General features: G+C 22.0%; 9 protein-coding genes. 7 read left to right on the top strand and 2 right to left on the bottom strand.

Annotated features, from left to right (window positions below; genetic code table 11):
• Positions 1-7 precede the first annotated feature (7 nt).
• The 7 genes from cydB (at position 8) to GJT93_RS01040 (ending at position 10,405) form a co-directional block, all read left to right on the top strand.
• The gene (gene cydB / locus GJT93_RS01010) at positions 8-1,153 is read left to right on the top strand and encodes a cytochrome d ubiquinol oxidase subunit II (protein WP_168821760.1); all 1,146 of its coding nucleotides are present in this window, start codon (positions 8-10) and stop codon (positions 1,151-1,153) included.
• Between the two features lie 19 nt (positions 1,154-1,172).
• Positions 1,173-1,262 carry a cytochrome bd oxidase small subunit, CydX/CbdX family gene (locus GJT93_RS02295; protein ID WP_168821761.1) on the top strand — a complete coding sequence of 30 codons (90 nt, stop codon included), beginning with the start codon at positions 1,173-1,175 and terminating at the stop codon, positions 1,260-1,262.
• A gap of 120 nt (positions 1,263-1,382) precedes the next feature.
• The gene (parE, locus tag GJT93_RS01020; RefSeq protein ID WP_168821762.1) at positions 1,383-3,302 is read left to right on the top strand and encodes a DNA topoisomerase IV subunit B; all 1,920 of its coding nucleotides are present in this window, start codon (positions 1,383-1,385) and stop codon (positions 3,300-3,302) included.
• A 107-nt stretch (positions 3,303-3,409) separates the two neighbouring features.
• A complete protein-coding gene (aceE, locus tag GJT93_RS01025) occupies positions 3,410-6,079 on the top strand; it encodes a pyruvate dehydrogenase (acetyl-transferring), homodimeric type (RefSeq protein ID WP_168821763.1) in 2,670 nt (889 codons plus the stop codon).
• Positions 6,080-6,089: 10 nt separating this feature from the next.
• Positions 6,090-7,547 (top strand): 2-oxo acid dehydrogenase subunit E2, encoded by a 1,458-nt coding sequence (locus GJT93_RS01030; RefSeq protein ID WP_168821764.1) that lies wholly within the window; start codon positions 6,090-6,092, stop codon positions 7,545-7,547.
• 49 nt (positions 7,548-7,596) lie between these two features.
• Entirely contained in the window at positions 7,597-9,021 is a 1,425-nt protein-coding gene (gene lpdA, locus GJT93_RS01035) for a dihydrolipoyl dehydrogenase (protein WP_168821765.1), read from the top strand.
• Positions 9,022-9,115: 94 nt separating this feature from the next.
• Entirely contained in the window at positions 9,116-10,405 is a 1,290-nt protein-coding gene (locus GJT93_RS01040; RefSeq protein WP_168821766.1) for a glycoside hydrolase family 28 protein, read from the top strand.
• Positions 10,406-10,411: 6 nt separating this feature from the next.
• On the opposite strand, the gene dapE is transcribed toward GJT93_RS01040, so the two are convergent.
• Positions 10,412-11,572, bottom strand: coding sequence for a succinyl-diaminopimelate desuccinylase (gene dapE, locus GJT93_RS01045; protein WP_168821767.1), 1,161 nt, complete (start codon positions 11,570-11,572; stop codon positions 10,412-10,414).
• A 31-nt stretch (positions 11,573-11,603) separates the two neighbouring features.
• The gene (lon, locus tag GJT93_RS01050; protein ID WP_168821768.1) at positions 11,604-13,937 is read right to left on the bottom strand and encodes an endopeptidase La; all 2,334 of its coding nucleotides are present in this window, start codon (positions 13,935-13,937) and stop codon (positions 11,604-11,606) included.
• Positions 13,938-13,956: the final 19 nt, after the last annotated feature.

A 13,956-nucleotide genomic window follows, 5' to 3' on the forward strand; every position in this document is an offset into this window, starting at 1 on the left:
TATTTTAATGTTAAATCATAAAATTTTATGTATAATTTGGTCATTAATAATTACTATATTAATGACAGGATCCGTTCTTACTAATGGAATAGATATGGGAGTAGGTATATTATTATTTATTATTGGAAAAAATAATCTTGAACGAAGAGTTATGATAAATACTATTGCTCCTCATTGGGATGGTAATCAAGTTTGGTTAATTACAACGGGTGCTGCATTATTTGCAGCATGGCCTATTGTATACGCTACTATATTTTCCTGTTTTTATATTCCAATTATATTATTATTAATATCTTTATTTTTACGTCCTATAGGTTTTGAATATCGTTCAAAAATTAAAAATAAAATATGGCAACAAATATGTGATATATTTATATTTATAGGTAGTATAATACCTCCCTTTATTTTAGGTATAACATTAGGTAATATTTTTAAAGGTATTCCATTTTATATGGATAAATATTATCATATCTTTTTTAAAGGATATTTTATAGATTTATTTGATCTTTCTAGTATAATAATCAGTATTACTATACTGATCATTATTATTAATCATGCTGCATCTTATTTACAAATTAGAATTATAGAAAAAAATATTAATTATCGATTAAATATAATTTTAAAATTATTTTCTATATTATCAATAATTTTATTAATATTATCATTTATTAGTATTGTTTTTTATACAAAGGGTTATAAAATACACTTATCATTATATGATAATGATGTTAATAATTTTTTAAAAATATATAATATTACTCATGAAAAGTATTTATGGATCAATAATTTTAAAAAACATCAATATTTATATATAATACCACTATTAAGTATATTTTTTACATTATTTATGATGATATCATCTATATGTAAAAGATTAATAATGACTTTTATATTTTCGATTTTAAATATTGTTAGTGTTATTACAACTATAGGAATTATGATATTTCCTTTTATTGTTCCTTCAAGTATAAAATCTATACAAAGTTTAACTATTTGGAATGCTACTTCAAGTACATTAACATTAAAAATAATGTTATATATAGTTATTATATTTATGCCTTTTGTTTTAATGTATACTTTTTGGTGTTATAAAAAAATGTTTTTTAAAATTAATAAGAAAGAAATTCAAAAAAAATCTGATTTTTATTATTAAATAGATAATGGAATTTAATATGTGGTATTTAATTTGGTTAATGGGAATATTGTTTTCATGTATTTTAACTATTTTTATAACCTTGTATAAAGAAAAAAAAAATATATAAAAAATTTATCTGATATTTAAAATAAATATCAGATAAATAATAAAAATGATGAAAATTAATTGACTAAAAATGAATTTTTTTTATATTTAACATATAAAATCATTATATAATTAATAAAAAATGAATCATTTAAATCAATATAACGCAGATTCTATAGAAGTTTTAGAAGGGCTAGATCCTGTAAGACGTCGACCAGGGATGTATACAGATCTTACTAGACCCAATCATTTAGCTCAAGAAGTTATAGATAATAGTGTAGATGAAGCTTTAGCTGGTTATGCAACTAATATTTTTGTAATTTTACACAAAGATCAATCACTTGAAGTTATTGATGATGGTAGAGGTATGCCTATAGATATACATTCGAGAGCGGGTATTCCTGCTATAGAACTTATTTTATGTCGTTTACATGCTGGAGGAAAATTTTCTAATAAAAATTATAATTTTTCTGGTGGTTTACACGGAGTTGGTATTTCTGTTGTTAATGCACTATCGAAAAGAATGGAAGTAAGTATTTTTAAACAAAAAAAAATTTATACAATTATTTTTGAAAATGGATATAAAATTCAAAATCTTAAATTTTATAAAAATTTAAATCAACAAAAAACTGGTACAAAAATTAGATTTTGGCCAAATCAATGTTTTTTTGAACATAATAATTTTTTAGTTACTCATTTAATAAATTTATTAAAAGCTAAAGCAGTTTTATGTGCAGGTTTAACTGTATATTTTAAAAACAAAAATAATACAGATAATTATTGTTGGAATTACAAAAATGGTTTATTAGAATATTTAAATAGTTCAATTAAAAATATTAATACTATTCCTAATACTCCTTTTACAGGAAAATATGTTAATGATACTAAACAATTAGATTGGGTATTATTATGGATATTAGATAACAATTATAGTTTCCCTACAGAAAGTTATGTTAATTTAATTCCTACTACTTTTGGTGGTACTCATGTTAATGGATTACGTTTAGGTTTATTAGATGCAATACGTTATTTTTGTAATTTTCATAATATGTTACCTAGAAATATAAAATTATTAGGAGAAGATATTTGGGAAAAATGTTCATATGTTTTATCTATAAAAATCCAAGATCCACAATTTACAGGACAAACAAAAGAACGTTTAGCTTCTAGAAAATGTACTATTTTTGTAGCTAATATAGTTAGAGATTCATTTATTTTATGGTTAAATCAAAATTTTAAAATAGGAACTACTTTAATTAATATTTTTATAAATAATGCTCAAAAACGTATTAGAAATGCTAAAAAACTTATTAAAAAAAAACATTATAATATAAGTTCAATCTTACCAAGTAAATTATCAGATTGTATTATTCATAATACAAAAAAAACAGAACTTTTTTTGGTAGAAGGAGATTCAGCTGGAGGATCTGCAAAACAAGCACGTAACAAAAATTTTCAAGCTGTTATGCCTTTAAAAGGGAAAATTTTAAATACTTGGGAAATAAATTCTGAAGAAATTTTATCTTCACAAGAAATATATGATATTTCTTTAGCTATTGGTATTTATCCTAAAAATGAAGACTTAAAAAAATTAAGATACAATAAAATTTGTATTTTATCTGATGCAGATTCAGATGGATTACATATTGCTACTTTATTATGTGCTTTATTTATAAAACATTTTTTACCGTTAGTAAAAAATGGACATATTTATGTAGCTATGCCCCCATTATATCGTATAGATTTTGGTAAAAAAATTTTTTATGCTCTAAATGAAAATGAAAAAATACAAATATTAAAAAAATATAATTACCAAAATAATAAACAAAAAATAAATATACAACGTTTTAAAGGATTAGGTGAAATGAATCCAACTCAATTAAGAGAAACAACATTTAATCCTAATAGTCGTAGATTAGTACAATTAGTTATTAATAATAATGAAAGAGAAATTAAAAAAACATTTTCTATAATGGATATGTTATTAGCTAAAAAAAGAGCAGAAGATCGTCGTGAATGGCTACAGAAAAAAGGTGATATAACAACAATGATAAATTTTTAAAATTATAACAAAAATATATTTTCTATTTTTAATAAAAATAACTACAAATTTTCAATAACAATTAAAAAATATTTTATAATTATTTATTACAATAAGGAATAATAACCATGTCAGATAAATACTTGTTATATTATAATGACGTGGATCCAATTGAAACAAATGATTGGATACAATCAATAGATTCTGTTATAAAAGAGGAAGGAACTCAAAGAGCTAAATTTTTAATTAAAACTATAATAAAACATTTAAATAATAAGGGTATTATTTTAAATTATAAAAATCAGAATTATATTAATTCTTTTTCTAAAAAAGAAGAGTTTACATATCCTGGAAATTTAATCATAGAAGAAAAAATTAGATCTTTTATTAGATGGAATGCAATAATGATTGTTTTAAGAGCTTCTAAAAAAAAATTGGATTTAGGAGGTCATATTGCATCTTATCAATCTTCTTCATATATTTATGAAGTTTGTTTTAATCATTTTTTTAAAGCGTCTAATAATACTGATAATGGTGATATTATTTATTTTCAAGGACATATTTCACCTGGAATTTATGCTAGATCTTTTTTAGAAGGAAGAATAAATGTTCATCATTTAGACAAATTTCGTCAAGAAATATTTGGTTCAGGATTATCATCTTATCCACATCCTAAACTTATGCCTAATTTTTGGCAATTTCCTACTGTATCAATGGGACTTGGACCAATTGCTGCAATTTATCAGGCTAAATTTCTTAAATATTTAGAAAACAGAGAATTATATAAAACTAAAAATAAAAAAATTTTTGCATTTTTAGGTGATGGTGAAATGGATGAACCAGAATCAAAAGGAGTATTAAATATTGCGTCTAGAGAAAAATTAAATAATTTAATTTTTGTTATAAATTGTAATTTACAAAGGTTAGATGGTCCTGTATATGGTAACGGTAAAATTATTAATGAATTAGAAAATATTTTTCAAGGAGCTGGTTGGAAAGTTATTAAAGTTATATGGGGTAATAATTGGGAAAATTTATTAACTCAAGATAAAACTGGTAAACTAATGGAATTAATTGATAAAACTCCAGATGGAGAATTTCAAAACCTTAATTCTAAAAATGGATCTTATATTCGAAAAAATTTTTTTGGAAAATTTACAGAAACATTAGATTTAATCAAAAATTTTACTGATAAAGATATAGAAAATTTAAATTTTGGAGGACATGATCCAAAAAAAATTTATACAGCTTTTAAAAAAGCTTATCTTATTAAAGATAAACCTATAGTTATTTTGTTTCGTACAATTAAGGGTTTTGGATTAGGTAAAATAGCTGAAAGTAAAAATATTGCTCATCAAATTAAAAAAATTGATATTGATGCAATTAAACATATAAGAAATACTTTAAATATTCCTATAAATGATAATGATTTACATAAATTACCTTATATTACTTTTAATAAAAATTCTATAGAATATAATTATTTACATAATCAACGTAAAAAATTAGGTGGATATATTCCCTATAGAAGAATTAACTTTACAGAAAAATTAATTTTACCTAATTTAGATCAGTTTAGTACTTTATTAAACAAACAAAAAAAAATATCTACCACAATTGCATTTTTACGGATATTAAATATTCTCTTAAGAGATAAAAATATTAGTAATAGAATAGTTCCTATTATAGCTGATGAAGCACGTACATTTGGTATGGAAGGTTTATTTAGACAAATAGGAATATATAATTCTAGTGGATTACAATACACTCCACAAGATAAATCTTTATTAACATATTATAAAGAAGATATAAAAGGACAAATTTTACAAGAAGGAATAAATGAATCTGGAGCTTTTGCATCTTGGTTAGCTGCAGCAACTTCTTATTCAACTAATAATTTTCCTATGATACCATTTTATATTTATTATTCTATGTTTGGTTTTCAAAGAATTGGAGATTTTTGTTGGGCAGCAGGAGATCAACAAGCAAGAGGTTTTTTAATTGGAGCAACTTCAGGACGTACTACTTTAAATGGAGAGGGATTACAACATGAAGATGGACATAGTCATATTTATTCATTAACAATTCCTAATTGTATTTCTTATGATCCGACTTATGCATATGAATTAGCAGTTATTATTAATAATGGAATACAAAGAATGTATGGAATACAACAAGAAAATATTTATTATTATATTACTACTATGAATGAAAATTATGATATGCCATCTATAAATAGATATAATCAATATGGTATTTGTAAAGGTATATATAAATTAAATTCTATAAACAAAAATAATAATAAAATAACAATTCAATTATTAGGTTCAGGATCTATTCTACTTAATATGATTAAAGCAGCTCATATTTTATATCAAGAATATAATATTAATTCAGATATTTTTAGTGTTACTTCCTTTACTGAAATTGCTCGAGAAGGACAAGATTGTGATCATTGGAATTTATTACATCCTAATGAAAAACGTCGTATTCCATATGTTACAAAAATAGTAAAAAATTATCCTACTGTAGCTGCAACAGATTATATAAAAATTTTTGCAGAACAAATTCGTAAATATATACCTACAAATAATTATTTTGTACTAGGAACAGATGGATTTGGTCGTTCCGATAGTAGAAAAAATTTACGCGATTTTTTTGAAATTAATGAAATATATGTAGTTTTAGCTATTTTAAATATATTATTTGATTTAAAACTAATTAATTTAAAATTAATTTTAGATTTTATTAGAAAAAATAATATTAATATAAATAAAAATAATCCAAGAATTTCCTAAAAAGGTAAATATGTATACAAAAATAGTACTTCCTGATACAGGAATAGAAAAAATGAAAGTTACCGATATTTTAGTTAAAGAAGGAGAAAAAATAAAAAAAGAACAATCTATTATTACAGTAGAAAGTGATAAAACTTCTATTGAAATACCTTCTAATAAAGAAGGTATAGTTAAAAAAATTTTAATATCTATAGGTAACATAATTACTAAAGGAGATATAATTTTAGAAATATCAAATGATAATATTAATAATTTATCAATAAATAAAAAAGAAGAAAAAAATAAAAAACAGATAAAATTACAAGAATTATGTATTCCAAATATTGGTTTCAATAAAATGAAAGTTACTGATATTTTAGTAAAAAAAAATGAGTTTTTTAAACAAAATCAAACTTTAATTATTATTAAGAATAATATTGATATTTTTAAAATAGCTTCTACATGTTCAGGGTTAGTAAAGAAAATCATTATTAAAATTAATGATTATGTATATAAAAATGATATATTCATGTATATAAATATTGTTTTAAAAGAAAATCAAAAAAACATAATAAAAACATTTATTAAAAATAATACATTAAGAAATATATGTTCTTCTCCTATTGTAAGAAAAATAGCAAGAAAATTTAATATTGATTTAAATAATATTAAACCTAGTGGTACAAAAAATAGAATTTTAAAAGAAGATATTTTACAATATATTAAATCTCAAAAAGTATTAGAAAATAATAATATTAAAAATTCTGTTTTAATTTATCAAAAATTTGGTAAATGTGAAGAAATTCATTTAAATAATATACAAAAAATTTCTAGTAAAAACTTATCTAATTATTGGAAAAATATTCCTCATGTTACACAACATATAGAAACAGATATTACTAATTTAGAAAAATTTAGAATTCAAAAAAATAAAGAATTTGCTCAAAAAGAAGAAAAAATTAAATTAACTTTATTAAGTTTTATGATTAAAATTTGTTCACATGCCTTACAAAAATATCCTAATTTTAATTCTTCTTTATCTCAAGATAATAATACTTTAATAATTAAAAAATATTATAATATTGGTATAGCTATTAATACAAAACAAGGTTTATTAGTTCCAGTAATTTTTGATGTTTTAAAAAAAAATATTAATAATTTATCTAAAATAATTAAAGATCTTTCTTGTAAAGCAAGAAAAAATAAACTTCATCCAAATAATATGAAGGGAGGATGTTTTACAATATCTAATCTTGGTCAATTTAAAGGTAGTTTTTTTACTCCTATAATAAATTCTCCAGAAGTAGCAATTTTAGGAATTTCACAAGCTAATATTAAACCTATATGGAAAGAAAACAAATTTGTACCAAGACTTATGTTACCATTATCTTTATCATATGATCATCGTGTTATTAATGGAGTAGAAGGTATTAATTTTTTAAATTATATTTGTTATTTAACATCTGATATTAGAAATATATTAATTTAATTTTTTTAAATTTTATATATAAAAAACATTATTAATAATAGAGAATAATATGAATAATATAATAAAAATTCAAGTAGTTGTAATTGGAGGAGGGCCTGCAGGATATGCTGCAGCTTTTCGTTGTAGTGATTTAGGATTAAAAACTATAATAGTAGAAAATTATAATAATTTAGGTGGAGTTTGTTTAAATGTAGGTTGTATTCCATCAAAAACATTACTTAACATTGCGAAAATTATTAAAGAGTATAAAAATTTTTCAAAAAAGGGTATATTTAACAATAATATTAAAATAAATTTTGATAGTATTATAAATTGGAAACAAAATGTAATTAATAAATTAACTAATGGATTACATTTTTTAGCTAAAAAACGTAATGTTAAAATTATAAATGATATGGGTTTTTTAGAAACAAATAATTGTTTAAATTTAACTAATAGTAATGTAAAAATATTATTTGATAATGCTATAATAGCTACAGGATCTATACCAATAAGTTTACCTTTTCTGCCTTATGAAGATAAAAGAATTTGGAATTCTACAGATGCATTAAATTTAAAAAAAATTCCTAAAAAAATGATGATTATAGGAAGTGGTATTATTGGTTTAGAAATGGCAACAATTTATCAAACTTTTGGATCTAAAATAGATATAATAGATATTTCAAATAATTTATTACCTGAAGTAGATAATGATATTGTAAATATTTATCAAAAAAATATAAAAAACAAATTTAATTTTATATTAGGAACTGAAATAATATCAGTAGATAATAGTAAAGATTTATTACAAGTACATATGACTAGTGATAATCATAAATCCATTTACTCAAAACAATATGATGTAATTCTTGTTGCAATTGGTAGAAAACCTAATTCTATTTTTATAAATAAAAAATTTAATAAATTATTAATTAATAATCATGGTTTTATTCAAACTGATAGTCAAATGAGAACTAATATTTCTAACATATATGCTGTAGGAGATGTTACTGGATATCCTATGTTAGCTCATAAAGGTATCCATGAAGGACATTTAGCTGCAGAAGTTATTTCAGGGAAAAAACATTATTTTGTTCCTAAAGTTATTCCATCTATTGCATATACGCATCCAGAAATAGCTTGGATAGGTATAACAGAAAAAAATGCAATAAAAAATAATTTAAATTATCAAACCTCTGTATTTTCTTGGAATGCATTAGGTAGAGCAATATCTTCTAATGAAGAAAATGGTTTAACAAAATTAATTGTAGATAAAGATTCGAATAGAATTATAGGAGGAAGTATTATTGGATATAATGCTGGAGAATTATTAGGAGAAATAAGTTTAGCAATTGAAATGGGATGTGATATAGAAGATATTTCATTAACTATGCATGCACACCCTACTTTTTATGAATCTATTGGTATAGCAGCAGAAATATATACTGGTACAGCAACAGATATTATAAATATAAAAAATTTATCTGATATTTAAAATTAGATATTTATTAATAAATGATTAATATCAAATATTACTAAATAATATATATATATAATATATAAATAAACTTAATAATTATAAATATTATATGTATAATTTTAAAAAAAAAGAATCTATTTTAGATCAAATAAAAGTACCATCTTTTAATCAAAAGAAATATTTTGTTAAAGAATATATTAAATCTTATCATAAAAAAAAAGATGATATTTCATATGCTATAAATAATACTATTAATGATTGTTATAATAATGGTGGTGGAATTGTTGTTATTCCAAATGGAGAATTTTATACTGGACCAATTACTTTAAAAAGTAATGTAAATTTATATTTACAACATAATACTATATTAAAATTTTATACTGATCCTTATAAATATTATAATGTGTTTACAAGATGGGAGGGTACAGAATGTATTAATTATACATCATTAATATATGCTTATAATCAAAAAAATATTGCTATAACTGGTACAGGAACATTAGATGGACAAGCTAATTTTAATAATTGGTGGTCATGGAAAAATGATATTAATGGTAATCATTTACAAAATAATGATGTAAAAAAACTTAAAGATATGAATAAAAATAATATTCCTATCAAAAATAGAGTTTTTGGTATTGATCATTTTCTTAGACCAAATTTTATTCAATTATATTTATGTAAAAATATTTTTATTTCAGATATTAATATTATTAATTCTCCTATGTGGGAAATACATCCAGTTTTAAGTCAAAATATTATTATTCAAAATATTAAAATAAATAGTTTAGGACCAAATAATGATGGATGTAATCCAGAATCATGTAATAATGTTTTAATTCAAAACAGTGTTTTTTATACTGGAGATGATTGTATTGCAATAAAATCAGGAACAAATAATGATGGAAGAAAAATTAATATTCCTTCTAAAAATATTATTATTAAAAAATGTAATATGTATAATGGTCATGGAGCTATTACACTAGGTAGTGAATGTTCAGGAGGTATAAAAAATATTTTTATAGAAGATTGCATTATTGATGGTAAATTACAATCTTTTTTTAAAATTAAAAATAATGCAATAAGAGGAGGTAAAATAAATAATATTTATATTAACAATATAAATATTGCATTTATTCAAAAATTTTTTTTAAATATCGATTATTTATATGATGAAGGAAATAAAGGTAATTTTATACCTATTGCAGATAATATTTTTATATCTAATATAAATGTAGAAAACTGTTTACAAGTATTTAATATAAACTCCATAGAAAAATCTATTGTAAATAATATTTTTTTAAAAAATTGCCTTTTTAAGGGACTAAAAAATCCCGAAAAAATATTAATTTATAATAATTATAATATTAATATTATTAATACAAAATTTATTTCTTAAATTATATTAAACTAAAAAAGTATTTTTTAAAATTTCATAGTATATTTTATATAAATTATATAAGTCATTAATATAAACATGTTCATTAATTTTATGAATAGTAGAATTATTTAAGCCTAATTCAATAATTTGTGCTCCTGTTTTTATAATAAATCTACCATCTGAAGTACCTCCATCATTAATTAATGATGGATTAATATTATTAATTGAATAAATACTTTTTTTTACTATTTGAATTAAATTTTTTTTTTTTTTATAATATTTATTACTTAAATAGGGTTTAGCAGATAAATCCCATTTTATATTAAAATTTAAAATATATTTTTTAATAATATTCTTTAATTCTTGTAAAATGTTCTGATAATTTATTTCATTATTAAAACGAAAATTAATATAAATATTAATATCACCTGGAATAATATTATTATTTTTTATATTAGAGCTAATTCTTGTAATTTGCATACTAGTAGCAGGTAATAAAGTATTTTCCTTACTCCATTTTTTTAGAATTAATTCATTTAATAACGGAATTACTATATGAATAGGATTTTTAGCTAAATTATGATATGCTACATGTCCTTGTATACCTATAATTTTTAGTTTAACATTTAATGAACCTCTCCTCCCATTTTTAATATTATCTCCAATAATTTTATTACTTGTAGGTTCTCCTATAATACAAAAATCTACTTTTTCTTTTTTTTCTAATAAATTTTGTATAATTTTTATAGTTCCATCTTTAGCACTACCTTCTTCGTCTGAAGTAATCATAAAAGCTATACAGCCATAATAATGAGGATAATAAGAAATAAATTTTTTAGCCGCAAATATCATTGCAGCTAAAGAACCTTTCATATCACAAACTCCTCTACCATATAAAATCTTATCTTTTATAACTGGTTTAAACGGATTAAATTTCCATTGTTTTATATTTCCTGGAGGAACAACATCAGTATGACCTGCAAAAACTAAAGTGTCATATATATTTTTATATTTAATATTGTGAATTGCCCAAAAATTTTTGGTATTATTAACATTCATTATATTAATATCAAATCTTAATTTTTGAAGTATTTTAATTATAATATCTTGACATTTAGCATCAAAAGGACTTATAGAAGGACATTGAACAAGTTTTTTAGTTAAATGAATTATTTTGTGTAACATAATATTATACTTTTTAAAATAATTTTCATTATTAAAACGGTTTATTTTGTAAAGATAAAGATAATACTTCTTCAATATTTTTGACAGTTAAAATTTTTAAATCTGTTATAATATTTTTAGGTATATCTTCTAAATTTCTTTTATTTTGTTCAGGAATAAGTACAATATTAATTCCCCCTCTATGTGCTGCTAATAATTTTTCTTTTAATCCTCCAATACCTAATATTTGTCCTCTTAAAGTAATTTCTCCAGTCATAGCAACATTAGCTTTTACAGGATTACTAGTTAAACTAGAAACCAAGGCAGTACAAATAGAAATACCTGCACTAGGGCCATCTTTTGGAGTTGCACCTTCTAAAGCATGAACATGAATATCTATATTTTTATAAAATTCTTTATCAATATTTAATTTTTTAGTTCTTGCTTTTACTACAGTTAAAGCTGTTTGTATAGATTCTTGCATAACTTCACCTAATGATCCTGTATATGTTAATTTTCCTTTACCAGGTATACATACAGTTTCAATAGTTAATAATTCTCCACCTACTTCTGTCCATGCTAACCCAGTTACCTGCCCAATTAAATTTTCATTTTCTGCTTTACCATAATCAAATTTTTGTACACCTAAATAATTTTTTAAATTAAAATTATCTATTATAATAGATTTAATATTTTTTTCTATTAAGATAGTTTTTACTGTTTTTCTACATAATGTAGATAATTTTCTTTCTAAACCTCGTACACCTGATTCTCTAGTATAATATCTAATTATATCGATAATTGTTTTATCATTAATAACTAATTCTTTTTCTTTTAAAGCATTACGCTTTATTTGTTTAGGTAATAAATATTTTTTTGCTATACGTAATTTTTCATCTTCTGTATAACCAGAAATTTTAATAACTTCCATTCTATCTAATAGAGGTAATGGTATATTTACTAGAGAATTTGAGGTTGCAACAAACATTACACTAGATAAATCATAATCTATTTCAAGATAATGATCATTAAATGCAATATTTTGTTCTGGATCTAAAACTTCTAATAATGCTGATGCAGGATCACCTCTCATGTCATATGATATTTTATCTATTTCATCTAATAATAATAATGGATTTTTTACACCTGTTTTAACAATTTTTTGTATTATTTTACCTGGCATAGAACCAATATATGTTCTACGATGACCTCTAATTTCACCTTCATCTCTTATACCTCCTAATGCTATTTTAATAAATTTTCTACCTGTAGCTCTAGCTATAGATTTTCCTAATGAAGTCTTTCCTACTCCTGGGGGTCCAACTAAACATAAAATAGGTCCTCTAATTTTATTAGATCTATTTTGGACAGCTAAATATCCTAAAATATGTTCTTTAACAGATTCTAAACCATAATGATCTTGATCTAATATTTTTTTTGCTTTACATAAATCTTTTTTTAATCTACTTTTTATATTCCATGGTATTTGTATCATCCATTCTATATATCCTCTAACTACTGTTGCTTCAGCTGATATAGGAGACATCATTTTTAATTTTCTTAATTCAAAAAATATTTTTTCTTTTATCTCTTTTGGTATTCTTGCTAATTCTATTTTTTTTTTTAAAATTTCATTTTCATCAAGGTTATTATCAATTTCTCCTAATTCTTTTTGAATAGCTTTCATTTGTTCATTTAAATAATATTCCCTTTGACTTTTTTCCATTTGTTTTTTTACTCTATTACGAATTTTTTTTTCTACTTGTAATAAATCAATTTCAGATTCCATTATAGCCATTAGATATTCTAATCTTTTATTAACATCAGACATTTCTAATATTAATTGTTTATTAGGTAATTTTAAAGGCATATGAGCAGCAATAGTATCAGCTAATTTAGCAGCATCTTCAATATTATTTAAAGAACTTAAAACTTCTGGAGGAATTTTTTTATTTAATTTTATATATCCTTCAAATTGATTGATTGCTGTTCTAACTAATACTTCTTGTTCTTTTATATCTAAAATTGGAGATGATAAGTATTTTACTTGTGCTGTAAAATAATTACCATCATCCGATAATGTTATTATTTTTACTCTATTTAATCCTTCTACTAAAATTTTGACAGTACCATCTGGTAATTTTAACATTTGTAAAATAGATGTCATTGTACCTACATTAAATAAATCATTAATATTAGGATCATCATTAGATGCTTCTTTTTGTGCAACTAACATAATTTTTTTATCATTATTCATAGCTGCTTCTAAACAACGAATAGATTTTTCTCTTCCAATAAATAAAGGTATTACCATATGAGGATATACAACTACATCACGTAATGGTAAAACTGGAATTATGATATGTTCTGAATTCTTAGAATTCATAAATTTCTCTCTTTAATAT

This window comes from Enterobacteriaceae endosymbiont of Donacia provostii (assembly GCF_012570145.1).
Taxonomy (GTDB): domain Bacteria; phylum Pseudomonadota; class Gammaproteobacteria; order Enterobacterales; family Enterobacteriaceae.

Bases quoted from the DNA above. Each gene is read 5' to 3' on its own strand.
- GJT93_RS01040 (WP_168821766.1), top strand. From the start codon at position 9,116: ATGTATAATTTTAAAAAAAAAGAATCTATTTTAGATCAAATAAAAGTA.
- aceE (WP_168821763.1), top strand. From the start codon at position 3,410: ATGTCAGATAAATACTTGTTATATTATAATGACGTGGATCCAATTGAA.
- dapE (WP_168821767.1), bottom strand. From the start codon at position 11,572: ATGTTACACAAAATAATTCATTTAACTAAAAAACTTGTTCAATGTCCT.
- cydB (WP_168821760.1), top strand. From the start codon at position 8: ATGTTAAATCATAAAATTTTATGTATAATTTGGTCATTAATAATTACT.
- parE (WP_168821762.1), top strand. From the start codon at position 1,383: ATGAATCATTTAAATCAATATAACGCAGATTCTATAGAAGTTTTAGAA.
- lon (WP_168821768.1), bottom strand. From the start codon at position 13,937: ATGAATTCTAAGAATTCAGAACATATCATAATTCCAGTTTTACCATTA.
- GJT93_RS02295 (WP_168821761.1), top strand. From the start codon at position 1,173: ATGTGGTATTTAATTTGGTTAATGGGAATATTGTTTTCATGTATTTTA.
- lpdA (WP_168821765.1), top strand. From the start codon at position 7,597: ATGAATAATATAATAAAAATTCAAGTAGTTGTAATTGGAGGAGGGCCT.
- GJT93_RS01030 (WP_168821764.1), top strand. From the start codon at position 6,090: ATGTATACAAAAATAGTACTTCCTGATACAGGAATAGAAAAAATGAAA.